General features: G+C 54.2%; 23 protein-coding genes and 1 riboswitch. All 23 genes read left to right on the top strand.

Annotated features, from left to right (window positions below; all coding sequences use genetic code 11):
- Window positions 1–157 precede the first annotated feature (157 nt).
- The 23 genes from B5E82_RS02170 to cobS all read left to right on the top strand — a co-directional run bounded on the left by B5E82_RS02170 (window position 158) and on the right by cobS (window position 26920).
- A complete protein-coding gene (locus tag B5E82_RS02170; RefSeq protein ID WP_087305770.1) occupies window positions 158–1234 on the top strand; it encodes a sugar ABC transporter substrate-binding protein in 1077 nt (358 codons plus the stop codon).
- Between the two features lie 82 nt (window positions 1235–1316).
- Window positions 1317–2321, top strand: a complete 1005-nt coding sequence (locus B5E82_RS02165) for an ABC transporter permease (RefSeq protein ID WP_162610680.1) — start codon at window positions 1317–1319, stop codon at window positions 2319–2321.
- 4 nt (window positions 2322–2325) lie between these two features.
- A complete protein-coding gene (locus B5E82_RS02160) occupies window positions 2326–3819 on the top strand; it encodes a sugar ABC transporter ATP-binding protein (protein ID WP_087305768.1) in 1494 nt (497 codons plus the stop codon).
- A gap of 12 nt (window positions 3820–3831) precedes the next feature.
- A complete protein-coding gene (locus tag B5E82_RS02155) occupies window positions 3832–4818 on the top strand; it encodes an ABC transporter permease (protein WP_087305767.1) in 987 nt (328 codons plus the stop codon).
- 18 nt (window positions 4819–4836) lie between these two features.
- Window positions 4837–6009, top strand: a complete 1173-nt coding sequence (locus tag B5E82_RS02150; RefSeq protein ID WP_087305766.1) for a M24 family metallopeptidase — start codon at window positions 4837–4839, stop codon at window positions 6007–6009.
- A gap of 58 nt (window positions 6010–6067) precedes the next feature.
- Window positions 6068–7258: a M24 family metallopeptidase gene (locus B5E82_RS02145; RefSeq protein ID WP_162610679.1), complete on the top strand. Its 1191-nt coding sequence runs from the start codon at window positions 6068–6070 to the stop codon at window positions 7256–7258.
- A 71-nt stretch (window positions 7259–7329) separates the two neighbouring features.
- The gene (locus B5E82_RS02140; protein ID WP_087305764.1) at window positions 7330–8010 is read left to right on the top strand and encodes a sugar O-acetyltransferase; all 681 of its coding nucleotides are present in this window, start codon (window positions 7330–7332) and stop codon (window positions 8008–8010) included.
- A gap of 13 nt (window positions 8011–8023) precedes the next feature.
- Window positions 8024–8246: riboswitch (cobalamin riboswitch) on the top strand.
- Window positions 8247–8425: 179 nt separating this feature from the next.
- Window positions 8426–9139 (top strand): tRNA threonylcarbamoyladenosine dehydratase, encoded by a 714-nt coding sequence (locus B5E82_RS02135; protein WP_087305763.1) that lies wholly within the window; start codon window positions 8426–8428, stop codon window positions 9137–9139.
- A gap of 68 nt (window positions 9140–9207) precedes the next feature.
- On the top strand, window positions 9208–9897 hold the full coding sequence (gene cobI / locus B5E82_RS02130) for a precorrin-2 C(20)-methyltransferase (protein WP_087305762.1): 690 nt from the start codon (window positions 9208–9210) through the stop codon (window positions 9895–9897).
- Between the two features lie 21 nt (window positions 9898–9918).
- Window positions 9919–10677 (top strand): precorrin-4 C(11)-methyltransferase, encoded by a 759-nt coding sequence (cobM, locus tag B5E82_RS02125; protein WP_087305761.1) that lies wholly within the window; start codon window positions 9919–9921, stop codon window positions 10675–10677.
- Window positions 10674–11861, top strand: a complete 1188-nt coding sequence (gene hemA, locus B5E82_RS02120) for a glutamyl-tRNA reductase (protein WP_087305760.1) — start codon at window positions 10674–10676, stop codon at window positions 11859–11861. Before cobM ends, hemA begins: the two co-directional genes overlap by 4 nt.
- Window positions 11862–11928: 67 nt before the next feature.
- Entirely contained in the window at window positions 11929–12666 is a 738-nt protein-coding gene (gene cobJ / locus B5E82_RS02115; protein WP_087305759.1) for a precorrin-3B C(17)-methyltransferase, read from the top strand.
- A gap of 13 nt (window positions 12667–12679) precedes the next feature.
- On the top strand, window positions 12680–15127 hold the full coding sequence (hemC, locus tag B5E82_RS02110; RefSeq protein WP_087305758.1) for a hydroxymethylbilane synthase: 2448 nt from the start codon (window positions 12680–12682) through the stop codon (window positions 15125–15127).
- Window positions 15114–16187 carry a threonine-phosphate decarboxylase CobD gene (gene cobD, locus B5E82_RS02105; RefSeq protein WP_087305757.1) on the top strand — a complete coding sequence of 358 codons (1074 nt, stop codon included), beginning with the start codon at window positions 15114–15116 and terminating at the stop codon, window positions 16185–16187. Before hemC ends, cobD begins: the two co-directional genes overlap by 14 nt.
- The gene (locus B5E82_RS02100) at window positions 16184–17701 is read left to right on the top strand and encodes a cobyric acid synthase (RefSeq protein ID WP_087305756.1); all 1518 of its coding nucleotides are present in this window, start codon (window positions 16184–16186) and stop codon (window positions 17699–17701) included. The genes cobD and B5E82_RS02100 overlap by 4 nt, the downstream gene beginning before the upstream one ends.
- Entirely contained in the window at window positions 17695–18327 is a 633-nt protein-coding gene (locus B5E82_RS02095; RefSeq protein ID WP_087305755.1) for a precorrin-8X methylmutase, read from the top strand. Before B5E82_RS02100 ends, B5E82_RS02095 begins: the two co-directional genes overlap by 7 nt.
- A gap of 4 nt (window positions 18328–18331) precedes the next feature.
- Window positions 18332–19390: a nicotinate-nucleotide--dimethylbenzimidazole phosphoribosyltransferase gene (cobT, locus tag B5E82_RS02090; protein ID WP_087305754.1), complete on the top strand. Its 1059-nt coding sequence runs from the start codon at window positions 18332–18334 to the stop codon at window positions 19388–19390.
- A gap of 505 nt (window positions 19391–19895) precedes the next feature.
- Window positions 19896–21044: a cobalt-precorrin-5B (C(1))-methyltransferase CbiD gene (cbiD, locus tag B5E82_RS02085; protein ID WP_087305753.1), complete on the top strand. Its 1149-nt coding sequence runs from the start codon at window positions 19896–19898 to the stop codon at window positions 21042–21044.
- 2 nt (window positions 21045–21046) lie between these two features.
- Complete coding sequence (locus B5E82_RS02080; protein WP_087305752.1) at window positions 21047–22093, top strand: cobalt-precorrin 5A hydrolase; 1047 nt, start codon at window positions 21047–21049, stop codon at window positions 22091–22093.
- 16 nt (window positions 22094–22109) lie between these two features.
- Window positions 22110–24263 (top strand): precorrin-6y C5,15-methyltransferase (decarboxylating) subunit CbiE, encoded by a 2154-nt coding sequence (cbiE, locus tag B5E82_RS02075; RefSeq protein WP_087305751.1) that lies wholly within the window; start codon window positions 22110–22112, stop codon window positions 24261–24263.
- Between the two features lies 1 nt (window position 24264).
- Window positions 24265–25629, top strand: a complete 1365-nt coding sequence (locus tag B5E82_RS02070) for a cobyrinate a,c-diamide synthase (RefSeq protein WP_087305750.1) — start codon at window positions 24265–24267, stop codon at window positions 25627–25629.
- Window positions 25623–26159 (top strand): bifunctional adenosylcobinamide kinase/adenosylcobinamide-phosphate guanylyltransferase, encoded by a 537-nt coding sequence (locus tag B5E82_RS02065; protein ID WP_087305749.1) that lies wholly within the window; start codon window positions 25623–25625, stop codon window positions 26157–26159. The genes B5E82_RS02070 and B5E82_RS02065 overlap by 7 nt, the downstream gene beginning before the upstream one ends.
- Window positions 26159–26920, top strand: a complete 762-nt coding sequence (cobS, locus tag B5E82_RS02060) for an adenosylcobinamide-GDP ribazoletransferase (protein ID WP_087305748.1) — start codon at window positions 26159–26161, stop codon at window positions 26918–26920. The genes B5E82_RS02065 and cobS overlap by 1 nt, the downstream gene beginning before the upstream one ends.
- Window positions 26921–26928: the final 8 nt, after the last annotated feature.

The raw sequence follows: 26928 nt of genomic DNA, 5'->3' as shown, positions 1-26928 counted from the left end.
CGGCGGATTTTTTCGATAAATCTGCCGTTTTTTTACGTTTTCAGAAAATTCTGTTGACATGAAGCAGGGGCATCATCTATAATTAACTAAAGCGATTTAGTAACCCGTTCAAAACAACCGGACATGCGGCAGCTCAAAACAAAAAGGAGGAAATGACATGAAAAAGAAAATGTTATCAGTGATTCTTGCGGCGGTTCTTATGCTGAACATGGCAGCCTGCGGCGGACAGGAAAGCGGAACGTCTGGAGAGACGGCGGATACAGAAGAAAGCGGCTCCGATTCGGAGACGGCGGATCCTGCGGACAGCACGGCGGTGGCTGCGGAGGATCTGACCTTTGGCGTGACCGTCAGTTTCATTACAGGATATTATAGTGCGATGATTGACGGAATCAATGAGACGGCCGAGGAGATGGGAATAGAGATTGTGCTGCTGAATGCGGAAAATGATTCTACGAAACAGGCGCAGCAGATGGAAAACCTGATCGCCCAGCAGGTAGATGCGATTATTTGCAACCCGGAGGATTCCGTCGCGATAGCAGCGTCTGTACAGAAGGCCATGGATGCGGGAATCCCAGTGGTCATGGTAGACAGAATTGTGGATGGAGCGACACCCTCTAAGCAGATCATCAACAATTCCTATGATCTGGCCTACCAGCTTGTGGAGGAGTTTTCTCAGTCTGAGGATTGTGCGAATCTGGAAGCGCCCCTGAAGACACTTGTAATGGTGGGAAGCATGTCAGATTCCTACGCAGTGAACTGTCTGAATGCCATGCGCGACGCGATCGCGGCGTACCCGGATACTTTTGAGCTGGTAGCTGAGATCCCTGGCGACTGGAATCAGGACACGGCTCTGAAGGGGCTGCAGAACGCTCTTTCTGCCAACGATGACATCGATCTGATACTGACGCCTTCGGATATGTATCTGCCTTGTATTCAAAGTGCCCTGGATCAGATAGGAGCCTGGAAACAAATCGGTGAAGAAGGGCATGTGATGGTGCTCTCCATGGATGGAGATTCCAACGGACTGCAGGCGATTAAGGACGGATATGTAGAGGCGGACGCTGTCATTGACGCACAGGTATGCGGACAGTGGGGCGTGGAATACGCTTACAAGATTCTGAACGGAGAGGAGCAGGAGGACGGAGCGACGATTGATCTGCCTGGCTTTATCGTAACTTACCAGAATTTTGAGGAGATGGCGCCGAAAGCTTACAGTTATGGCGATTTGACCTGAAGCAGTCAAGGAAAATCCAAGAGGTAATTGACAGGAGCTGCCGCAGCTCCATCAAAACAACGCTCTGAGAGGAATGAGAGAAATGAAAAAGACGGGAGTAGCAGTAAAAAAAGTAATTCTGGATTATCCGATTGCCCTGTTTGTATTGCTGGCTGTTTTATTTGGCGTTCTGTTTGTTCCGCATTTTGTTTCCGTCTACAATATGAAAAATATATGTCTGCAGCTCTGTGATTTGCTTGTAATCGCCTGCGGCTATACCTTTGTGGAATTAAATGCGGGGACGGATCTGTCCTGTACTTCAATTTTGGCAGTGGGAAGTGTGGTGGGAGCCTACGTGATGGTATTTCTGTTCCCGGAGGCACCCCTGCTTGGGACTGTCGCGGGCATTGTCACAATTTTGTTTGTAGGAGCGATCTTTGGGGCGATCAACGGACTTGCAGTTGTACGGCTGAAGATGCCAAGCTTTATTGCCAGCATGGCTACAATGCTGATAGGCGCGGCATTTGCGACCTGGTTTGCGTCTTTTGCGCTGGGAAAAACAAGCATTGGCGGTCTGCCGCAGTCCTTTATTGTTCTGGGTGGCTCAGGAAATTACTTTTTCGTGCCGATTATAATAGCCTTGTGCATGTGGGGACTTGCAGATTTTCTACTCAAGAGGACAAAATTCGGAAGGGATGTTTATTCCGTGGGAACGAATCCCAAAGCAGCCCACATTTCAGGGATTAAGGTGAAAAAGACGGTTTTCTGGATGTTTATGCTGTGCGCTCTGTTCGCAGCAGTGGAATCAATTCTTCTGACTGCGCGCAATCAGGCGGGCATGTCCAATCTGGGAAGCACGATGTTTTTAAATATTGTTTCGGCCGTCGTGATTGGAGGGACTTCGGTCAGCGGCGGTTTCGGCGGAGTGCGTCAGACCTTTCTCGGCTCGCTGTTTATCGTGCTGATTAACAACGCCATGAATCTGATAGGCGTGGAGTGGTACACGATTATGCTGGTTCAGGGACTTTTGATTCTGCTGGCGACGATTCTGGACTACATGGTAAAAAATTCACGTTACCGTGTGAAGAAGGCTGTGAAGGAGGAATGACAAGGTGAAGGATGCAGTTTTGCAGTTAAATGGGATCTGCAAAGGATTTTTCGGCGTACAGGTTCTCTATGACATTTCTCTGGATCTTTTTGAAGGAGAGGTGCTGGGACTGGTAGGGGAAAACGGAGCCGGGAAGTCTACACTGATGAATATCGTCGGGGGCGTGCTCCCCAGCGATGCGGGGACTATGAAGCTTGGCGGAAGGGAATATAAGCCTCAAAGTCCTCAGACGGCCACACAGGCGGGCATCTCTTTTATCCACCAGGAGCTGAGCCTTTTTACGAATATGAGCGTAGCGGAGAATATTTATATCGACGGCTATCCCACAGGACTTTTCGGCAGAGTGGACAAAAAGAAAATGTACCAGGAGGCCGGAAAATATCTGGAAAAATATCATGTAGATGTAAAAAATCCGGGTGTCCAGGTAGGCGAGCTTCCCATGGGCTCCCGGCAGATGATAGAGATTATCAAAGCCCTCGTAAAGGAGACGAAAATCCTGATCTTCGATGAGCCGACCACTTCTCTGTCAAACAGAGAGAAGGAGATCTTGTTTGAGACGATCGGGGAATTGAAGAAAAACGGGATTTCGATTATTTATATTTCTCATATTCTGGAGGATGTGCTGAAGCTCAGCGATCGGATCAGCGTTCTGCGTGACGGGCACATCATAGAGACAAAAAAAGCGCAAGAATGGTCCAGGGAAAGTCTGATCCGGGATATGGTAGGAAGGAGCCTGAAGCAGGTCTATCCTACGATTGAGAAAACGACAGGCAGCAAAGTCCTTTACAGCATCAATCATGTATCCTGTGCAGGCCTGGTAAAAGATGTGAGCATCGAACTGCATGAGGGAGAGATCCTGGGAGTATTCGGGCTGATGGGCGCGGGACGTTCGGAGCTTGTAAGGGCCGCTTTCGGCGTCGATCCTATGGAGAGCGGCAGTGTGACGATAGGCGGAAAGGAATATGCAAGGCCGACGCCGTCAGACTGTATTCAGGAGGGTATGGCCTTTATCACGGAGAACAGGCGTGAGGAGGGACTGATGATGCCCAAATCCGTAAACGATAATATCGCAATGGTTATGGAGCGGAATCTGACGGGGAAATTCGGCGTGATCGACAGCCGGAAGGAGCAGGAGCTGACAGGAAATGTGATAGCAGCCATGGGCATAAAGACAGCAGATCCTAAAAGCCAGCCTGTGAACAGTCTGTCAGGCGGAAACCAGCAGAAGGTAGTAATCGGGAAGTGGGTGGCTACAAATCCGAAGATTTTTATCGTGGATGAGCCGACCAGAGGAATCGATGTGGGGGCAAAATACGAGATCTATAAGCTGCTGCTTAAGCTGGCTGCGGAGGGAGCCGCTATTTTGTTCATCTCATCAGAAATGGAAGAATTGATGGGAATGTGCGACAGGATTCTTGTGATGAAGGATGGAAGTCTTGCCGGGAGCATTGAGAAGGCGGAGTTTTCGCAGGAGACTCTTGGAAGAATGGCGTTGTAAGGAGGAATCAGAATGAATAGTATGGCAAAAGGACAGACAGGGAAGGCGGCAGGCTTTCTTTCGAGATACGGACTTTATCTTGTAATTGCCATCATGGTGGTTGCTCTGTGCTTTGTGAATAAAAACTTTGCGACATACAGCAATTTTATGCTGATCCTGCAGCAGATGGCTCCCTTTGGCGTAGCAACCATTGGCATGATCTTCGTACTGATTACGGCGGGAATTGATATTTCAGCCGGACGCGTCATGTTTATCTCGGGTGTGGTGGTAGGAGAGATCCTTTTGAAGCTCCCGGCTTCTGTGCTGGAGTCCCCATTTGTTTTTGTCATCTGTTTTGGAGCGGCGATTCTGGTGGGCGGGGCCTTTGGCATGATGAACGGCCTTCTGATTACGAAGCTGAAGATTTATCCCTTTATGGCCACGCTGCTCATGGGGTATATCGCCCGGGGCCTGGGGCTGACGATAGCTGGAAATACAAAGTATGACGTCAGCATACTCGGGACCATATCGAACAGCCGGATCTTTGGTGTTCCGGTTGCCTTCCTCATTTTTGTTGTGCTTGCAGTGCTGATGAACTATGTTCTGCGCTGTACGACGTTTGGAAAGCATACCATGGCAATCGGGAATAATAAAGCGGCCGCGGCGCAAATCGGCATCCGTGTGGATCGGCATATGATTATCATTTACATGATGTGCGGCGTGTTTTCCGCCATAGGAGGGCTTCTCTCCGCCGGACAGATCAGTGAGGTGTTTACTACGTTTGGAGAAAATAATGAGTTTCAGATTATTTCTTCGGCAGTAATCGGCGGAGCCAGCATGTTCGGCGGAAAGGGATCGATTCTGCCAGGCGCGGTTGTGGGAGTGCTTTTGATCCAGGTCGTGCTGAACGGTCTGGGAATGCTTAATGCCTCTGTCTACATTTATAATGTGGTACGCGGCGTGATTATCTTCCTGGCGGTAGCGATTGACTGTATTGGATTTGAGGGAGAACTTAGATAAAAGGAGGAGCTTAAAGTTATGGAGAGAATCTGTATCCCCAGGGAGGAGTTCGGGGAGAGAGTGAGAAAGGCCCAGAAGCTGATGGCAGAGCAGGGCATCGATGTGATGTTTGCGTTTGCAAACGAGGCGGAGCCTCAGTTTGTGCGGTATTTGAGTGATTACTGGCCGTCTTTTGAGACTGCGGCGGTTTTGTTTGGGCGGAAGGGGGATCCGCTGCTTTTGATTGGACCAGAGAGTTTGACCTATGCGGAGGACCGTTCCAAAATCAGGGATATTCGACGGATCAAATGTTTTCGGGAGTCTTCAAACCCGGAATATCCGGGAGTGAAGCTGGATACTCTGGAGGAAGCGCTGGAGGCTGTCCGTACGGATACGATCAAGACGCTGGCGGTAGCCGGATACAATCTGCTGCCCTATATTGTGTACGAAGATTTGAAAAAGGCTCTGGAGAGATTTGGGGATGTGCAAATCGTCAGAGGTGACGATCTGCTGATGACCTTACGTAAAGTAAAGTCCCCGGCAGAGCTGGCCTGTCTGCGAAAAGCCGGGGAGATCACAGTAAAAGCATTGGAAAATGAACTGGCCCATATCAAGCCGGGGATGACAGAGCAGCAGGTCTGCGGCTACGCGATGGAAGCTATCTATGCAAACGGAGGCGAGATGGAGGCTTATCCGTTCTGGACTCTGGCCGGAAAAGGCAGCAATCAGGCGATCAGCCGTCCAAGAAACAAGGTGATACAGAAGCAGGACTATGTGCATCTGAATGTAGGCGCCCGCTATGAAGGCTATGCTGCTTCTCTGGCAAGAGGGGTGTTTTTCGGGGAACCGGATCCTTGGGCTTACGATGCGATTAAGGCTGCATATGAGGCCGCGGAGGTGGTGGCCGCCGAGCTTTACGAAGGTAATCAGGCGGGTACGGTGGCCCAAAAGTATTTTGAACAGTTGGCAAAGACAGGACACGACAGAAATACCTTATATGGCCCTTGTCATGCCAGCGGTCTGATGGAGGGAGAGCCGCCCTGGATCGAGATTGATTCCGACTATGTGCTTCAGGAGAACATGTGCTACTGTATCGATATATTTCTGGGAAATGAAAACGGATACGGACTGCGCGTAGAGGAGAGCGCCAGGGTAGGAAAGGACAAGGCGGAGATCTATACGCCGTTTCCAAGAGAAATCATAAGAATGTAGCAGCAGGATGCCGCGCAATCGGTTTGGAACAGGACATCAGTGCAGAAGGAGAATAGAAATGGAGAAACCAAGAATTGGAAAACAGGAGTTTAAGGAAAGACTGGAACGGATCCGGGAAGAGATGAAAAAGCTTGACGTACAGGCGATTTTCGTATATGGGGATGAGTTCAGGAGGGAGAATCTTCGTTATGTCTGCAACTATTGGCCGATTTTCGACAGAGGGGCCTTTCTGGCTGCTCTGGAAGGGGAACCGATCGTTCTGACAGCCCCGGAGAGCCGGGCGGTGGCAGAGGAGACTTCCTGCTGGCCGGATCTGCGAAATGTACCTGACATGTGCGCCGGTTATATCGATGATACGATTGATTATCCCTTTGCAGATTACAAGAGCCTCAAAGGAATTATGGAGGAGCTTCGCCAGAAAACGAAGATCGAACGGGTAGGTATCGTAGGTATGGACGCTATGCCCCAGGATCTGTATGCAAATGTGGAGAAAAGCTTTGGTTGTGAGTTGGTTGGAATGGATAAGGTATTGTACAGACTCCGCGAGGTAAAGAGCAAGGCAGAGTGCGCATGCATGCGGGAGGCGGGAAGAATCGCCCAGGCGGGAGTGGAGGCCCTTCTGCAGACAGATTTGATCGGGATGACGGAGACGGAAGCCTCGGGAATCGCTGAGGCTGCGGCGCGTAAAGCCGGAGCGGAGGCAATTGTATTTACCCTTTGCTCCTCCGGCAAACGCACGAATTATGTGGTGCCAAGAGCCTCCACAGACAAAGTAATCGAGGACGGAGATATGGTGGCAATCGGAATCGCGGCCATGTACCAGGGTTATACGGCGACTTGTCAGATACCTTTTGCGGTAGGAACTTACTCTAAGGAATCCTGGGAAATCATAGACGCGCTGATCCGGGCATGGAAGACGGCACTGCCGCAGCTTCGCCCCGGCAATCCGATGAAAAATCTGGTAAGAGCAGTCCGGGATCAGTTCCGCGCGGAAGGACTGGAATCTTATGATCTGTATCCGCCGATGCATGGTTCCGGCCTGGCAGAAGCCGAGAATCCTTATCCCGATGAGAATACCGAGCGTGTCTTTGAGCCGGGGATGTGTTTCAATACGGACATTTCTCTGTTTGGGGCTCCTGGTGACAGCAACCGTATCGAAGCGGTCTATGCAGTGACCGAAGACGGTTATGAGGCGCTGACGCCCTTGGTAGATGCTTACTGCGAAAAATGGCTGAATTCCAAAGCTTAAATAAATTACAGGCCCCGCCAATTCCTTGGTTTACCAGTGTTGGAGGGGCCTGTGAATGTATGGAGAAAACTATGAGAAAAAACATTGATTATGATAGAGAAGAATTTGAAAAATGCATGAGAGGCGAGAGATACCATGCGGCCTTCCGGGGCCGCGACGCTCTGATCGCGGAGGCGATGCTTTTGTGTCAGGAATATAACAGGACTCCGGCTGATGACAAAGAGAGGCGGGAGGAACTGATCCGGGAACTGTTCGGAAAGGTGGGAAAGAACCCGGATGTGGAGCCGAATGTATTCTGTGGCTTTGGTTTCAATGTGGAGGTCGGAGATAATTTCTATGCGAACAATAACTGCAATTTCATGGATCCGGCAAAGATTACTTTTGGAGACAATGTATTCATCGGCCCGGACTGCGGCTTCTATACGGCGCATCATCCGATTGGCAGCAGGCTCAGAAACCAGCTTTACGAGTGGGCTTTTCCTATAACGGTCGGAGATAACGTCTGGTTTGGAGGCGGATGCAGAGTGCTACCAGGGATTACGATAGGAAGTAATGTGGTGATCGGAGCGGGCAGCGTAGTCACCCACGACATACCCGATAATTGTGTCGCTGCAGGGAATCCCTGCAGAATTCTGCGCTATATTGATGAGGAAGGATTGCAAATCAAACCCGGCCAGAGTCAGGAAGGCAGAGAAACCGGAAATCAGTGCAAGGAGTATTTGACGAATGCCAGTCTGTGTGCTAAACTATAGGGCGAAATCAGGACGATAAGGTAAGCGAGAGAGTGCGCGCCCCGGGCGCGGAAAAGGGAATCAGGTGAGATGCCTGAGCGATCCGGTCACTGTAAGCAGAAAGGTCTGTCCAGAAGGCCATTGCGTGAGATACGCGAGAAGGCGGACGGACGAAGGCACAGGCTTAAAGTAAGTTACAAAAGACTGCCGTGCCGGAAGCTGCGAGCCAGGAAACCTGCTCTTTTGCAGCAGCTGGACAGGCTTCCGAGAAAAGCAGTTCCGAAGAGAATCGATCAGTAAGGGGATCTGTCACGCACAGATCCCCTTTTTGAACTGTAAGAAAATTGCTTTTGCAGGAAAATGACGGTTCCGGCCTGCGCTTTGTGAAGAACCGGAACAGCAGAAATTCATCTTTTTTGGTACAGGGTACAGTGAAATGACAGCAGAACAGTTTTCAAGAACGGAGCTTCTTCTCGGAGAAGAAGCCATGGAGATCCTGAAAAATGCGAGAGTCGCGGTTTTCGGAATCGGAGGCGTGGGAGGCTATGTGGCGGAGGCTCTGGCGCGCAGCGGCGTGGGCGCGCTGGATTTGATTGACAGGGATAAGGTCTGCCTGTCTAATCTGAACCGCCAGATCATCGCGCTGCACAGCAGCATCGGGAGATATAAGACAGAGGTTATGCGGGAGCGGATTCTGGATATCAATCCAAAGATCCGGGTAGAGGCGCATAACTGCTTTTATCTGCCGGAGACAAAGGAAGCGTTTGATTTTTCTTCGTATTCGTATGTGGTGGATGCGGTAGATACTGTGGCCGCGAAGCTCTCCCTGGCGGAAGAAGCGCAGAAAGCAGGAGTTCCGATTATCAGCAGTATGGGAGCAGGAAACAAGCTGAATCCGTTTCTGTTTGAGACGGCGGATATCTATGAGACTTCCGTGTGCCCGCTGGCCCGGGTGATGCGCCGGGAGCTTCGGAAGCGGGGCATCGATCATTTGAAGGTGGTGTATTCGAAGGAACCGCCGCTTCCCCCGCTGAAAGAAGCGGACGGACCGGGTTCCACGGCCTTTGTGCCTTCGGTGGCGGGACTTCTGATTGCTTCGGAGGTCATCCGGGATCTGACAGAGAACGCCGTAAGACGGGCCCGGGAATGACAGGAGTAAAAGCGAAAATGAGAAAAAGTTTATATATGAAAATAGCAGGGACAAAAGGAGAACGTAAAATGAGAGGGAAACTGTATGGAATCGGTGTGGGCCCCGGAGATCCGGAGCTTCTGACGCTGAAAGCCAAACGAATTCTGGAGGCGGCGGATGTGGTTGCGGTGCCGGTGAAAGAAAAGGGAGAACAGAGCACAGCGCTGGAGATTATCCGTCCTGTAGTATCGCTGGACGATAAGGAGCTTCTGGAAGTGGTATTCCGGATGGCAAAAGACGAAGAAGAGCGGAAGCGCTGCCGGGCAGAAGCCGGAAAGCAGCTTACAGATATTCTGGATCAGGGGAAGACCGTGGCCATGATTACACTGGGCGATGTGGCGGTTTACAGCACTTACATGTATGTAAATCAGTATGCGGCGGAGCGCGGCTATAAGACCGAAATCGTGCCGGGAATTCCGTCCTTCTGCAGCGGAGCGGCTGCGGCGGGGCTGCCTCTGATGGAAGGAAATGAATCACTGGTGATCGTACCTTCCGTGCGGGCGGGAAAGGCCCTGGAGGAGGCCATTGCGGGCTTTGACAATGTGGTGGTGATGAAGGCCGGAAACAGCATAGAACGGATCGGAGAACTGCTTGACAAATATGGACGCAGCAGAGACTGCGCGACGGTATTAAGCTGTGTGGGAATGGAGGACGAGTATATCGGGCCCCTTGATCCGGACCGGGAATACAGTTATTTTACGACGGTCATGATAAAATAGAAATAATGAGAGGTAAGACAGATGGTATCATTTATCGGAGCAGGCCCGGGCGATCCGGAGCTTCTGACTATTAAGGGAAAGAAACTGATTGACAGTGCGGATGTGATCATTTATGCAGGATCTCTGGTGAATCCGGAGGTGCTGCGGGACGCAAAGCCGGACGCAGCCATTTACAACAGCGCGGGTATGACGCTGGAAGAGGTGCTGGCTGTGATGAAGGACGGCGAGGAGAAAGGGCTGAAGGTAGTCCGGGTACATACAGGCGACCCGGCGATTTTCGGAGCGCACCGGGAGCAGATGGACGCGCTGGAGCGCATGGGAATCGAGTATGAAGTCATTCCCGGCGTCAGCTCCTTCCTTGCGACGGCAGCCGTGCTGAAAAAGGAATATACGCTGCCGGGTGTGAGCCAGACGGTGATTCTCACCAGAATGGAGGGACGCACGCCCATGCCGGAGGGGGAAAAGCTGCGTGATCTGGCGAAGCATCATGCGACCATGATTATTTTCCTGAGCGTGGGAATGATGGACGAGCTTGCGGCCACACTGCGGGAGGAATACCGTCCGGATACGCCGGTGGCAGTGGTTTACAAGGCGACCTGGGAGGACCAGAAGATCGTGCGTGGCACCCTGGAGGATATCGCGGACAAGGTGCGCGAGGCGGGCATCCGCAAGACAGCGCTTACAGTAGTGGGCGATTTCCTGGGAGATGAATACGAGCTGTCAAAGCTTTACGATAAGACCTTTACACATGAGTTCAGAAAGGGAGTAGACGCGTCATGAGTATCCGGCTTGTGAGTATCAGCCATAAGACGGCGCCGCTGGAGGTCCGGGAGCTGTTTGCCTTCACAAAGGAGCAGCAGGAGGAGCTGATGCGGGCGCTGATTTCGAAAGGACAGGCGGCGGAATGCGTGGTGATTTCCACCTGCAACCGGACAGAGATCTACACCTATTATGAGGATCAGGAAGGACAGAGAAAGAATCTGTTTACGTTGCAGCAGCAGCTGATCTTACGGGCCGCCGGCGCAGAGAACAGCCCGAATGTGGCGGATTACCTGCGGTTTTATCAGGATGAAAAGGCGGTCTGTCATCTGTTTTCCGTGGCGGCCGGTCTGGATTCCATGGTGGTGGGAGAAGACCAGATTCTTGGCCAGGTGAAGAAGGCCCAGGAACAGGCTCTGGAAGCCGGAACTACGGGAAAATATCTGAATACTCTGTTCCGCTATGCCATTACCTGCTCCAAAAAAATCAAGACGGAGACAGATCTCTCCAAGACAGCGGTTTCCACGGCTACGCTGGCAGTCAAGGCAGCGGATGAGGCGCTGGGGGGCCTTGCGGGGAAACATGTGATGGTAATCGGCGGCACGGGACAGATCGGCGGTATCGTATTGAAGAATCTCTACAGCATGAAGGGGCTTCATATCTACAGTACGATTCGGAATGTGACCCTGACTCATGACGCGCATATGAAAAGCGAATCCAATACGCTGATTGATTATAAGGATCGTTATGAATATCTGGATCAGATGGATGTGGTGATCAGCGCCACGGCCAGCCCCCACTACACGCTGACCTGTGCCAGAGTAAAGGAAAAGCTGAAGACGGAGAAGCCGAGAGTGTTTGTGGATCTTGCGGTCCCCGTGGATATTGAGGAGAGCATCGCGGGGCTGCCGCGGACCTTTTTCTACAATATGGATGACTTTGAGGAGCTTGCAAAGGCCAACAACCAGGCAAAGAAGCAGGCGGTCCGCCAGGCGGGGGAAATCTTAAAAGAATATCAGGAAGACTTTATGCGCTGGATGATCTTCCAGCAGGCGGTGCCGCAGATTCAGGAGGTCAAAGCCTGGATGGAAGAGGAAGCAGAGAAAAAGGGGCTTGACCGGGCTATTGACAAGCTCTTTTACCGGATTCGGGAGAATGCGGCTCCGGAGGAGCTGCGGGCATTTTTCCGTTGTATGGAACCGTAAAAGCTGCTGTTCCGGGAACAGAGGGAACAGCAGGTGTGAGATCATAATCCTGTCAGGAGGAAAGAATATGGGAAAACTGTATGTGGTGGGCTTTGGGCCGGGCGGCTATGAGCACATGACAGCCAAATGTATTGATGTAATTGAGAAGGCGGACATCGTCACAGGCTATACGACCTATGTGGAGATGCTGAAGGAATTTTTCCCGGATAAGACGTATCTGGCGACGCCGATGATGCAGGAAGTGAAGCGCTGCCGCACGGCGGTGGAGGAGGCCATGAAGGATCAGACCGTAGCCATGGTAAGCTCCGGGGACAGCGGGATCTACGGCATGGCAGGCATCATTTACCAGGTGGCGGAGGAAATGGGAGCCGATATCGAGATTGAGACAGTGCCGGGCGTGACGGCAGCCAGCGCGGCAGCTTCCGTTCTGGGCGCTCCGCTGATGCACGATTTTGCGGTGATCAGCTTAAGCGATCTGATGACGCCCCTGGATTTGATTATGAAGCGGGTAGACTGCGCAGGCCAGAGTGATCTCATTGTATGCCTCTATAATCCCAAGAGCAAAAAGCGGACGGGATATGTGGAGCAGGCCGCGGACATTCTGATGAAGTACAGAAGTTCCGGGACTCCTGTGGGAATCGTGCGGAACGCAGGCCGAAAGGGAGAGCAGAGCCAGATTACCACTCTTGGAGAGCTGAAAAACGCGGAGATCGATATGTTCAGCGTGGTGCTGATCGGAAATTCCCAGACTTATGTGAGCAGGGGACGGATGATTACGCCCCGGGGCTATAACCTGGAAAAGTAAGGCAGGGAGAAGTATGAAAATTCGGATAGGAACGAGAAAAAGCAGGCTGGCCCTGGTCCAGACGGATCTGGTGCGGCAGAAAATAGAAGAAGCATTTCCCGGGACAGAGATTGAGATCGTGGAAATGTCTACAAAGGGCGACGAGCTTCTGGACCGGTCGCTGACTTCCTTCGGGGGAAAGGGCGTATTTACAAAGGAGCTTGAGGATGCTCTTCTGCGGGAAGAGATCGATCTGGCGGTGCACAGCGCCAAGGATATGCCCATGGAATTTCCGGAAGGACTTGGCATCGGCGCGGTGCTTTCCCGGGCAGACGTGCGGGATGTGCTTGTGACCACAAGCGGCATCCGTGCAGCGGACCTGGCTCCCGGAAGCATTGTGGGGACCAGTTCCCTGCGCCGGGAACTGCAGATCAAAGAGATCAATCCTCTGGTGAGGATCAAGCTTCTCCGCGGAAATGTGCAGACCCGTATCCGGAAGCTGAAGGAAGGGCAGTATGACGCTATCCTTCTGGCGGCGGCAGGCATGGAGCGCCTGGGAATTACAGAGGAAGAAGGAATCCATCTGGAATATCTGAGCCCGGAGGAGCTCCTGCCGGCGGCAGGCCAGGGCATCCTTGCCGTAGAGTCAAAAGAAGGCCGGCTGACGGAGGTTCTTCAGGCAATCCACTGTCCGGAAGCGGCCCTGGAGCTTGAGGCGGAACGGAGCTTTCTGAAAGCCATCGGCGGAAGCTGCAATGCTCCCGCGGCGGCCTTAAGCCGGCTGACAGATGGAAAGCTTTGCATGAAGGTGCTGTACGTACCGGAAGGCGGAAAGATTCACCGGGCAGAGGGAAGTCTTGCGCTGGAATCTTCCGCGGAGGGAAGAGCGGCCGCCGCTCAGGAGGAACATACTGCTGCGCTGGATGCGGCCCGCTCACTTGGCAGAGGTCTGGCCCGGAAAGTAAAGCAGGGAAAGGTCTGGCTGCTTGGCGCAGGCCCCGGAGATATGGGACTTCTGACAGAAAAAGCTCTCAGCTGTATCCGGAACGCCGATGTCCTGGTCTATGACAATCTGGCTTCGGCTGCCATCTTAAATGAGGCGAAAAAGGATGCGGAACTGATTTACGCGGGAAAGCGGGCCGACAGGCACCACCTCCGCCAGGAGGAGACGAACGCTCTTCTTGTGGAGAAGGCGCTGGAAGGAAAAAACGTGGCCCGCGTCAAGGGGGGCGATCCCTTTATCTTCGGACGCGGCGGCGAGGAAGCCCAGGAGCTTCTGAAGGCAGGCGTGGAATATGAAATCGTTCCGGGCGTATCCTCCTCTTATGCGGCTCCGGCCTATGCGGGAATTCCGGTGACACACAGGGATTATGCGTCTTCGTTCCATGTGATTACGGGGCACGAGAGCGCTTCCAAAGAAGGCACAGTGCTGGATTACGCGACACTGGCAAAGGAAGAAGGAACCCTTGTCTTTCTGATGGGCCTTAAGAATCTTCCCCATATCGCTTCAGAGCTGATGGCAAATGGAAAAGCTCCGAAGACTCCGGCGGCCGTGATCCAGGAAGGGACTACTGGCCGTCAGAGAACTGTAACCGGGCTTCTGGAAAATATTGCGGACAGGGCAAAAGAAGCGGGCATTCAGACTCCGGCCATTACTGTGGTGGGCGGTGTGGCAGGCCTGGCAGAAGAACTGTCCTGGTACGGCAGAGGGCCGCTTTCCGGCGTCCGGGTGCTGCTTACAGGAACGCCCTCCATGTGTGAAAAACAGAAAAAAGTTCTGGCTGAGGACGGGGCAGAGGTGATTCCCTTCAGCCTGATTGATACGAAGGAGCTGGAGAGACCGGAATTTCTTCAGGCGGCAGAGGAGCTGGCATCCGGAGACGCGTCTTATACCTGGGTGGTATTTACCAGCAGAAATGGAGTGGAAATATTCCTGAAAGCGCTGAAAAAGCAGCAGATTGATATCCGGAAGCTTGCTTCTCTCCATTTTGCTGTGATTGGAGAGGGAACAAAGGCGGCTCTCGAGGAAGCAGGAATCTATGCGGATTTTGTGCCATCCCGGTATTCCAGCACCCATCTGGCGGCCGAGTGGATTCCGGAGCTGAAGGCGGAAGATAAGGTGCTTCTTTTGCGGGCAGAGGAGGCTTCCGACGAGCTTCCGAAGGCCCTGGCGGAGGCGGGAATACCCTATACAGACGCGGCGCTCTACCGGACTGAAAGAGATTACCGGAAGGCAGAGGAGCTGAACCGTCTGCTGCCGGAGATGGATTATATCACTTTTGCCAGCGCTTCGGCGGTCAAGGCCTTTGCGGCCATGGTGCCGGAGCCGGACAAAATCACCGCAAAGGCGGTCTGCATCGGGCCTGTGACAGAGAAGGCGGCGGTGAAGGCGGGAATTCCCGTCTACGCCAGCGCGGTGGCATATACGGCAGAGGGAATGCGGGACGTACTCAGGAAGGACCGGAAATATGGCAGAGTGTAAATTTCTTCATGGAGGCGATCTGCAGGGAGCTGCGGAAAAAAGCGGGAAAGAGCCCTCAGAGCTTCTGGATTTTTCCGCCAATATCAACCCTTTAGGCATGCCGCCCGGCGTCCGGGAGGCAGTAGTGGAAAGCTTGGAGCAGTCCCTCTGTTATCCGGACCCGTTCTGCAGACGTTTGAGAAGAGAGCTGGCAGAACATACCGGGCAGAAGCCGGAGCATATCCTGTGTGGAAACGGAGGGGCGGATTTAATATACCGGCTGGTATACGCCCTTCGTCCGAAGAAAGCCCTTGTGACGGCTCCGGCGTTTGCAGAGTACGAGGAAGCTCTGGTTCAGACAGAGACAGAGATCCTGTTTCATGAGCTTGGAGAAAATCCGGTGACGGAAGCCTTTCTTGAAAGACTCTCCCCGGATCTGGATCTGGTATTTCTGTGCAATCCCAACAACCCGACGGGACTTCTAACAGAAAAACCATTAATCCGGAAGCTGCTTGACCGGACCCGGGAACTGGGCGCTCGGCTGCTGCTGGATGAATGCTTTCTCGATTTCGTGCCGGAGGAAGCAGCGTACACCGCCGCGGATCTTCTGGAGAAATATCCGAATCTGGTGATTCTGAAGTCCTTTACAAAGCTTTTTGCGATTCCGGGACTGCGGCTTGGCTATGTGCTGTGCTCCGATACGGAACTGCTTTCGCAGATGCAGAAAGCAGGCCAGCCCTGGGCAGTATCGGAGCCGGCTCAGGCAGCGGGAATCGCGGCGCTGCGGTCAGAGGGCTTTCAGGAGCAGACCATCCGTCTTGTCACAGAGGAACGGGCCTTTCTGAAAAAGGCCCTGGAGGATCTGGGCTTTCATGTGCTGGACGGTCAGGCCAACTACCTGTGCTTTCGGGCGCAGGGAGATGAAAATCTGACGGAGCGCCTTCTGAGAGAAGGAATTCTGCTGCGCTCCTGTGCAAATTACCGGGGACTCGGAAAGGATTATTACCGGACGGCAGTCCGCAGCCGGAAAGAGAATGAGCGGCTGCTGGCTGCGCTTGGAAAGGTTGTGGGGCAGACATGAGTGAAAAGAGACAAAAGGCAAAGGTCATTATGGTGCAGGGAACCATGTCCAATGCGGGAAAAAGCTTTCTGGTGGCGGGACTCTGCAGGGTATTTATGCAGGACGGCTACCGGACAGCGCCTTTTAAATCCCAGAACATGGCGCTGAACTCCTATATCACGAAGGACGGACTGGAGATCGGACGTGCCCAGGCCATGCAGGCAGAGGCGGCCGGAATCGAGCCTGCCGTGGAGATGAACCCGATTCTCTTAAAACCCACCAGCAATGTGGGAAGCCAGGTGATCGTAAACGGCGAAGTCCTTGGCAACATGAAGGCCATGGATTATTATGCAAACAAAAAACAGCTGATTCCCGAGATCGAAAAGGCGTTTGAAAAGCTGTCTGAGGAATACGACATTATCGTAATCGAAGGAGCCGGAAGCCCGGCCGAAATCAATCTGAAGGAAAATGATATCGTCAATATGGGAATGGCCCGGATTGCGAAGGCTCCCGTACTGCTCTGCGGCGACATTGACCGGGGCGGTGTGTTCGCTTCCCTGTACGGAACCGTAAAGCTTCTGGAGGAAGAAGAGCAGTCCATGATCAAAGGACTCATCATCAACAAATTCCGCGGGGACGTGGAAATCCTGAAACCGGGCCTTCAGATGATCGAAGAAAAGACCGGAATTCCGGTGGTGGGCGTGGTTCCGCTGACGCCTCTGGACATCGACGATGAGGACAGTCTTTCGGACCGGCTGACCCATACGGGAAAGAAAGGCGGCATCGATCTGGCGGTTATCCGCCTGCCCCACATTTCCAATTTCACGGATTTCAATGTGTTTGAGCGCATGGACGGCGTGTCACTTCGGTATGTGGGAAGCACAGGAGAGCTGGGAACGCCGGATCTGATCTTTCTGCCGGGCACGAAAAACACCATGGACGACCTGGCCTGGCTTCGGGAATCCGGTCTGGAAGCAGTCATTTTACGCCTGTCCGAACAGAAGGTGCCTGTGGTGGGAATCTGCGGAGGCTACCAGATGCTGGGCGGGCTTCTGGAGGACCCGGACGGCGTGGAACACGGAGGAACCATGCGGGGTATGGGGCTTCTGCATACGAAGACCGTATTTTCCAGGGCAAAAACGAGGACCCGGATTCAGGGCCGCGTGAGTGCGGCTTCCGTCTGCGGAGAATTTGCCGGACGGGAGGTCCAGGGCTACGAAATCCATATGGGCCGCACGGAGAAAACCGGAGACTGCCAGGAAACCATTTATCTGGAGGACGGCCGCCTGGACGGACTTGCCAATCCGGAGGGGACCGTATTCGGAACCTATCTCCACGGTATCTTTGATTACGGAGACCTGGCGGCCATGACTGTCAGCCGCCTGATGCGCAGGAAGGGAATCGATCCAGGGAGCTGGCATTTCGATCCCGAAGAGCACAAGCGCAGGGAATACGACAAGCTGGCGGACCTGGTACGGAACTCACTGGATATGAAACGAATCTATGAGATATTAGAGGCAGGGATAACATGTTAGAAAAGATAGAAATTGTAAAACCCATGGAAATTGAAAAGAGGAGCATGGAAATCATTACGAAGGAGCTGGGGGGACGCACCTGGCCCGAGCCGGAATTTTCCGTAGTAAAGCGCTGCATTCATACATCGGCGGACTTCGATTACGCAGACAACCTCTGCTTTTCCGAGCATGCGGTGCAGAAAGGAATCGACGCGCTGAACGCAGGAGCCTCCATTGTCACAGATACGAAAATGGCGGCTTCCGGCATCAGCAAAAAGCGGATGGCAGAATGCGGCGGGGAAGTTTACTGCTTTATGTCCGATCCGGATGTGGCGGAGACCGCAAAGGAAAAGGGCTGTACCCGGGCGGCAGTCTGCATGGAAAAGGCAGCGTCCCTTTCCGGGGAGCTTATCATCGCGGTGGGCAACGCCCCCACAGCCCTGATCCGCCTGTATGAGCTGATACAGGAAGGTAAGATCGCTCCGGCGCTGATCATCGGAGCGCCTGTGGGCTTTGTCAATGTGGTAGAGGCAAAAGAACTGATCATGACGGCTGGCGTGCCCTATATTGTGCCCAGAGGCCGGAAGGGCGGCAGCAACATCGCGGCTGCCATCTGCAATGCCATGCTGTATCAGGGAGGACGATAAAACAATGAAACTGGAAGAATATCTTGCGCAGATCAGACCCTTTGACCAGAAGGCTGCGGACGCGGCCTGGGCGCACTGGGATTCTCTCTGCAAGCCTTTAAGAGGCATGGGAAAGCTGGAGGACATGGTTGTCCAGCTTGCGGGAATCTATGGAACGGAAAAAGTGGAAAACCCCAATCCCGTAGTCGTGATTATGGGAGCGGATAATGGCGTGGTAGCCGAGGGAGTCAGCCAGACCGGCAGTGAGGTGACGGCTCAGGTGCTGGAGAACATGGGAGAACGGATCTCCTCCGTCTGCATTCTCTCCCGCCAGGAGGGAATCGAAGTCATTCCTGTGAATATCGGAGTGCTGACAGACGGGAAGCATCCCCGGATCTGGAACCGGGCGGTGCGCCATGGAACCGGAAATATTGCGAAGGAGCCGGCCATGACCAGGGAGGAGGCCATCCAGGCGGTTATCACAGGAATCGAAGTGGTCCGGGAACTTTACGAACAGGGCTACCGCATGATTATCACCGGGGAAATGGGAATCGGCAATACCACTCCCAGCTCCGCCATGGCTTCCGTACTTCTTTCCAAAGATCCGGCTGAGGTGACAGGCCGGGGCGCAGGCCTGTCCAGCGCGGGGCTGGAGCATAAGATAGAGGTGATCCGCCAGGCCATTGCCGTAAACAAACCTGATCCGGACGACGTCCTTGACGTTCTGTCCAAAATCGGAAGCCTGGATATCGCAGGCATGATCGGCTGCTATATCGGAGGAGCGATCGTCGGCGTTCCCGTACTTATCGACGGCTTTATCTCATCCATCTCTGCCTACTGCGCCGCGAAGCTGGCGCCGGAGTGCAGGGCATATATGGCTGCCACTCACTGCTCTGCAGAGCCTGCCGGGAAGATGATGCTGGATGCCCTCGGCATGGAGGCGCCTCTTCATGCAGGGATGCACCTGGGAGAGGGCACGGGTGCGGTCACTGCTTACAGCCTGTACAAATACGCCCTGGCCCTCTATAATGGGCTTCCGAGTTTTGCGGAAGGGAATGTGGAACAGTATGAGCACCTGCAGTAACTGCGGTCTCTGTCAAAACACGCTCGCGCTCCGCTCGAACGCAGCGGATGCGTAAGGCGCCCGGGGAAAACCCGCCCCGGCCGCCTAAGCACCGGCGTTCTCACAGGGTTTTACCAGAGACCGCAGTTACCTTGGGCCTGCCGCAAGCCGGAGGAGAGCGTCCTGCCGTTTCAGACCATAAACAGTACAGGGGCGGAAAGGAAACTCCCCGGCAAGAGCAGGCGGAAACGAGTGTGCTTTTATCAATCGGGGTAACAGAGAGAATGGTATCAGGAGACGGTGTGGTCATACCTTCCGGGGAGACGACACGGAGCCGGTCCCTTCCCCTCAGGGACCCTCTGAGGACGCCGGTACTTAGACGGCCGGGGCGGTTTTCCCCGGGCGTCTTATGTATCCGCTGCGTCCGAGGGGAGCGGGAGCGAGTCCCTGAGGGGAAGGGACCGGCATACATCCGCTGCGTCCGAGGGGCTCTCAAGCGAGGTCCTGAGAGAAAGGATTGCGTTGTATGGAAAAATATGTTTTTAAGAATAATAAAAAACTGCGTATGGGCTACACCACCGGTTCCTGCGCGGCCGCGGCCGCCAAGGCCGCGGCCTGCATGCTCCTGACCGGAAAGGCGGTGCCGGAGGTGAAGCTGATGACCCCGAAAGGAATCAGGCTTGATCTGGAAGTGCTGGAGGCGAAGTGGACGGCGGAAGAGGCTTCCTGCGCAATTCGGAAGGACGCGGGAGATGATCCGGATGTGACAGATGGACTGGAGATCTATGCAGTGGTGCGGAAGAGTGAAGAGCCGGGGGTGCAGATCGATGGAGGCGAGGGCGTGGGCCGCGTGACAAGGCCCGGGCTGGAACAGCCCGTGGGCGCGGCAGCAATCAACAAGGTTCCCAGGCAGATGATCCGGGAAAACGTGGAGGAGATCTGCCGGAAGCTTGGTTACGAGGGCGGTCTGTCTGTGACGATCTCGATTCCGGGAGGAGAAGCGCTGGCCATGAAGACCTTCAATCCCCGCCTGGGGATTGTGGGCGGCATCTCTGTGCTGGGCACCAGCGGCATTGTGGAGCCCATGAGTGAGGAAGCTCTGATTGAGACGATTCGGATCGATGTAAGGATGCAGTTGGCGCAGGAGCGGAAGTATCTGGTGCTGGTGCCGGGAAATTACGGTCTGGATTATCTGAATGAGTTTCATCCGGAGCTTCTGAAGAATTCTGTGAAATACAGCAATTTTCTCGGAGAAGCCATTGACGCTGCTGTGGAATACGGTGCGAAGGGGATTCTGCTGGCAGGCCATATCGGCAAGCTGGTGAAGCTGGCCGGAGGAATCATGAACACCCATTCCCGGAATGCGGACAGCCGTATGGAGATTCTGACAGCGCACGCAGCCGTGCTGGGTGCGGATCAGGAGACGGCCGCGGCTCTGATGAACTGTATTACTACGGATGAAGCTCTGGAAATATTAGAAGAAAACGGGCTGCTGGAGGGCGTCATGGAACGGCTTCTGGAAAAAATGGAGTTCTATGTGGATCACAGAAGCGGGCACAGCCTGGAAAAAGGAATCCTGGTGTTTTCCCAGACAAAAGGGACCCTGGGAGAATCGAAGGATGCGCGGAAGCTGATCGCCTGTCTGAAAGAGGAACTGGAAGGGAGCGGTGCGTAAGGATGAGGCTTGCAGTCATTGCATTTACCAGATCAGGAAGCCGCTATGCGGCCCGGATCAAAGAAGTCATGGAAGAGCGCGGGGACCGCTGTGAGGCGTATGGAAAAGGAAAAGAAGCGGCACAGTGGGGAGTCTGCCCGGTGGAGGAATCTCTGCGTGACTGGACTGGACGGGCCTTTGGGGAGTGTGACGGGCTGATTTTTATAGGAGCTGCCGGAATTGCGGTCCGGGCCGTAGCTCCCTTTGTAAAGAGCAAGGCCTCAGATCCGGCGGTGCTCTGTATGGACGAGCAGGGGCATTTTGTGATTTCTCTGCTGTCGGGACATCTGGGCGGAGCCAATGAACTGGCCCGTACCATCGCGGCAGAGCTTGGAGCCCTGCCGGTCATTACGACGGCTACAGATGCGGGAGGACGTTTTTCTGTCGATGATTTCGCAAGGCGGGAGAACCTGTATCTGGACAATCTGAAGCTGGCAAAGGCAATAGCGGCGGACGTGCTGGAACAGAGGACCATTGGTCTGTACAGTGATTTTGAGTTCTGCGGTCCGGTTCCACCGGAGCTGTCGGTACAGAGCAAGGGGGAGCTGGGGATCAGCATTTCTCTGGACGAGACCTACGATCCCTTTCCCAAAACGCTTCATCTGGTTCCGCGGATCACGGTTCTTGGAATCGGCTGCAAAAAGGGAACGCCGGCGGAGAAGATCGAAGCGCTTGTAAAACGCGTCCTGGAGCAGGATCAGATTTCCATGCACAGCATTGCGAAGGCAGCTTCCATTGATCTGAAAAAGGAAGAGCCGGGGCTTCTGGAGTTCTGCAGGAAGTATCAGATACCTCTTTTGACCTACACGGCGGAGGAGCTCTCAGAGACAGAGCATGAGGAAGAACTTTCGGAATCGGAGTTTGTGAAGCAGGTAACGGGAGTGGGCAGCGTATGTGAGCGCAGTGCGCTAAGAGCTTCCGGCCGTAAGAGGCTTCTGCAGGGCAAGGCAGCGTCGGATGGCGTGACGCTGGCAGTGGCGCTGGAAAAGTATTCGGTGAATTTTGAGTGAGAGTGAAAGGACGACAATGAAGCAGGTAATCGTATTTGCAGGGACGACAGAGGGAAGGATACTGGCAGAATGGCTGGCGGCAGAAGGCGTGGACACGCTCTGCTGCGTGGCCACGGAATATGGAAAAGAGCTGATGAAGCCGGAGCCGGGACTGGAGGTGCGCCAGGGACGGCTGACAGCGGAAGAGATGAGAGAGCTGTTTGAAAAAGAGGAGCGGCCTCTGGTTCTGGATGTGACGCATCCTTATGCCTCGGCCGTTTCGGCAAATATTCACAGGGCATGCCAGGAGGCTTCCTGCAGATATCTGCGCCTGATTCGTCCGTCGGTTTCAGATGAAAGCTCTGCAGGGCAGGCTTTGAAAGAGAATCTGGAGCGGACGCCGGAGCAGATCTCCGGGGCGCCTGTGGAAAAAGAGCAGACCCGGTGGATAAATCAGGAGAAAAACAGAGTTCTTGTGGACAGTGTGGAGGAAGCAGTCGAATGGCTTTCCGGTACGGAAGGACCGGTTCTGGTCACCACAGGCAGTAAGGAGCTTTCGAAGTTTACGGTTCTTCCGGATTTTCAGGAACGAATCTTTGCGCGGGTGCTGGCCACGCCGGAGGTGGTGCGCCAGTGTACGGAGCTGGGGCTTACCGGAAAGCATCTGATCTGTATGCAGGGCCCTTTTTCCATGGAAATGAATCTGGCTATGCTGCATCAGACTGGGGCCAGGTATCTGGTGACCAAGGAATCCGGCCGGGCAGGAGGTTTCCCGGAAAAGCTGGAAGCGGCGGAGAGAGCCGGGGTGAAGGTGGTCCTGATTGGACGGCCCCCGGAGCAGGCAGGTCTTTCTGTGGAGGAAGGAGTCCGCTTTCTGAAGGAGCAGTTTGCCCTGGAGAGAGGGCCGGAGTTCCCGGCGTATGAGACGGGAACTTCAAAGGAGGAGTTTCCAAAGGAAGGGACGGATTCCGCAGGCGGCCGCAGAGCGTTTTTAATTGGCATCGGGATGGGCGTTCCGGAAAATATGACCCGGGAAGCATTTGAGACATTTCGGAAGGCGGACTGTATTCTCGGTTCCGGACGGATGCTGGACAGCTTCCGGGACTGGGGGAAACCGCTGTTTGACGCCTATGATCCGGCGAAAATGCTTGGGTTTATAAAGGAACATCCCCAGTATGTCCGTATTGCGGTGGCCCTGTCTGGAGATGTGGGCTTTTACAGCGGAGCGAAGAGGCTGACCGCGGTCTTTGAGGCGGAAGGGATTGAGACAGAACTGATGCCGGGCATTTCCTCCGTGGCCTATTTCTGCAGCAGGCTGAAAATGGCCTGGGAGGACGTGAAGCTGATGAGCGTCCACGGACGGGAGCAGAACCTGACCGCGGCGGTCCGCATGCATTTTCGGACGTTTACCCTGCTGGGCGGCCGGGACACGGTGGAATCCCTTTGTGATAAGCTTCTGAAATACGGCCTGCCGGGCGTAAAACTGTATATCGGCGAGCGGCTTCATTATCCGGATGAACGCATTACGGAAGGAACGCCGGAGGAGCTGAAAGGCCAGACCTTTGACGGACTCTGCGTGGCCCTGATTGAGAATCCGGATTTTCAGAAAGAGATCCGTGGCTGTATTCCCGACGAGGAATTTTTAAGGGGCAGCGCGCCTATGACCAAGAGCGAGGTCCGGGGGCTTTCGGTGGAGAAGCTTCGGCTTCAGGAGGATTCGGTTGCCTGGGATGTGGGAGCCGGGACAGGCTCTGTGACCGTGGAGATGGCTCTGCGGGCCTTTGAGGGCCAGGTCTGGGCTGTCGAGAAAAAACCGGAGGCAGCGGCGCTGATAGAGGAGAACTGCCGGACATTCGGCACGCCGAATGTCCATGTGGTGGAGGGAACGGCGCCGGAAGCCCTGGAAGATCTGCCCGCTCCGACCCATGTATTTATCGGAGGTTCGTCAGGAAATCTGAAGGAAATACTTGCGTTTGTGCTTGGGAAGAATCCGAAAGTACGGGTGGTGCTCAATGCAATTACGCTGGAGACGGTGGGAGAAGCGAACGCCTGCCTGAAAGAGCTTCCCTTTGAAAATGTGGAAATTACGCAGATTCAGGTTTCGAAATCGAAGAAGGTGGGTCCGTATCAGATGATGATGGGCCAGAATCCTGTATACATTTTCTCCTGCCAGGGAAAGGGGGAGGACTGACATGAAGCTTCCCAGAATCATGCTGGCGGCTCCTGCCAGCGGAAGCGGTAAGACGCTGATTACCTGCGGAATTCTGCAGGCGCTTGTGAACCGGGGTTACAGGGTGGCTTCCTTTAAATGCGGTCCGGATTATATTGATCCCATGTTTCACAGCCGGGTGATCGGTACCCGCTCCGGCAATCTGGACACTTTTTTTACGGATTATGCCACGACCCGCTATCTGTTCGGGGAGGCAGCTTCGGAAGCGGACCTGTCGGTCATAGAGGGTGTCATGGGATATTATGACGGTCTGGGGGGAATCTCGGAAAAGGCCAGTTCTTCTGATGTGGCTCTGGCTCTGGAGGCGCCGGTGGTGCTGATTGTAAACTGCCGGGGAATGAGCATGTCTGCAGTTCCGCTGGTGAAGGGCTTTCTGGAATATGAGAAGGAAAGGCACATTCAGGGCGTGATTCTGAATCAGATGCCGGAAGCCCTTTACAGAGATTTGAAAAAGGAAATAGAAGAAAAACTGCCGGTCAGGGTGCTGGGTTATGTGCCAAAAGCTGACAATCTTGTGCTGGAAAGCCGGCATCTGGGGCTGGTGCTGCCTGGGGAAATCGAGCGTCTGAAGGAAAAGCTGAATGAGCTTTCTGCTCTTCTGGAAAAGACCATCGATCTGGATGCCCTCATTCAAATGGCAGAAGGGGCCCCGGAGCTTCCGTTTGAAAAGCCGGAGCTTCCGGCGCTGCCGGAGGGAGAAAGGATTAAAGTAGGCGTGGCCCGGGACGAGGCGTTCTGCTTTACTTACCGGGACAATCTGCGGATGCTGGAAGAGATGGGAGCAGAGCTGGTTCCCTTTTCTCCTCTTTCAGACAGCCGGCTGCCGGAGGGTCTGCAGGGCCTGATCTTAAGCGGCGGCTATCCGGAGCTTCATGCGGCGGCTCTCGCCGCGAACAGTTCCATGAGGAAAGAGATCCGGGAGGCTGTGGAGGGCGGCCTGCCCTGCATCGCGGAATGCGGCGGCTTTCTCTATCTTCACAGAACGCTGGAGGGAGAGGATGGACAGAAGTATCCGATGGCAGGCGTGCTGGACGCGGAGGCTTACCGGACCGGGAAGCTGTCCCGGTTTGGTTATATTACGCTGACGGCTGAGAGGACTCAGCTTCTGCTGCCCCGGGGCGGCCAGATTCGCGGCCATGAATTCCATTACTGGGAGAGTGAAAGCTGCGGGGACGCCATGGAAGCGAAGAAACCTCTGCGGAAACGGAGCTGGAGCTGTGTACACGGCACGGAAACTCTGTACGCCGGTTTCCCGCACCTGTTTTTCTGGTCCAATCCGGACGCGGCCTGGAATTTTCTGAAAAAATGCGGGGAAAGACGATGCTGACAGTGGTTACGGGAGGAAGCGGAAGCGGCAAATCCGAATATGCGGAAAACACAGCCGTCAGGCTTGCAAAAGAAGAGGGGCTTCCCCTTTATTATATTGCGACCATGCGTCCCTTTGGCGAAGAGGGAAAACGAAGGGTGGAGCGCCACAGAAAGCTCAGAGCCGGCAAAGGCTTTGAGACCATAGAATGTTATGTGAATCTGGAGAATCAGGAGCTTCCGGAAAGAGGCGTGGTCCTGCTGGAGTGCCTGTCCAATCTGACGGCCAATGAGATGTTTGAGACAGAAGGGGCCGGGGAGGGGACCGAAGAAAGAGTTCTTTCCGGTGTGAAAGCGCTCCTGGAGAAAAGCGCCCACCTGGTCATCGTCACCAACGATATCTTTTCTGACGGAATTACATATGATGAAGTAACAGCGCTGTATCAGGAACGGCTGGGACATATCAACCGGGAACTGGCATTTCTGGCAGACCAGGTGGCGGAAGTGGTATGCGGGATTCCTCTGCAGCTGAAAAGTAAAGGAAGTAAATGATGAAACGGCTTTGGAACAGCTTTAAAATTGCATTTGCAATGTACTCGAAAATTCCCATGCCAGGGGCGGACTGGGAAAAGGAAAACATGCGCTATATGATGTGCTTCTTTCCGCTGATCGGAATTGTCATCGGAGCGCTGACCGTGGGCTGGGCGTGGCTCTCGGAGCGCCTGCAGGCAGGAGAGATTCTGAAAAGCGCCGTCTATGTGCTGATTCCGGTGGCGGTCACCGGAGGCATCCATCTGGACGGTCTTCTGGATACGGCGGACGCTCTTTCCTCCTATCAGCCCAGGGAGCGCAAGCTGGAGATCCTGAAAGATTCCCATGCGGGAGCCTTTGCGGTGATCACGGCCTGCTGCTATTTTCTGGCGGCTTTCGGGGTCTGGAGCGAGCTGGATCGGAAAGAAGTTCTTGTGCTGGCGGGCGGTTTTGTGCTGTCCCGGGCCATGAGCGGGCTGGGCGTAGCCTCTTTTCCCTGCGCGAAGAAGACAGGGACGCTGGCCATGTTTTCTGATGCGGTTCAGGAGCGGATTGTCATGTTCTGCCTGTATGTGCTGCTCTTTCTGGCGGCGGGCTGGATGTGCGTTCTGGACCCGAAGCTTGGGACGGCGGCTGTGGTGGGCGGCTGGCTGGTGTTTTTCGGATATTTCCGCATGTCCATGAAGCAGTTTGGGGGCATTACAGGAGACCTGGCAGGCTTTTTTGTGCAGATGTGCGAGCTTGTGATGGCGGCCTGCGTCTTTATCGCGGGAAGAATATAGGAGAAAAT

The organism is Lachnoclostridium sp. An138, from assembly GCF_002160765.1.
GTDB lineage: Bacteria > Bacillota > Clostridia > Lachnospirales > Lachnospiraceae > Laedolimicola > Laedolimicola faecalis.
This window is presented reverse-complemented; position numbering and strand designations above follow the sequence as displayed.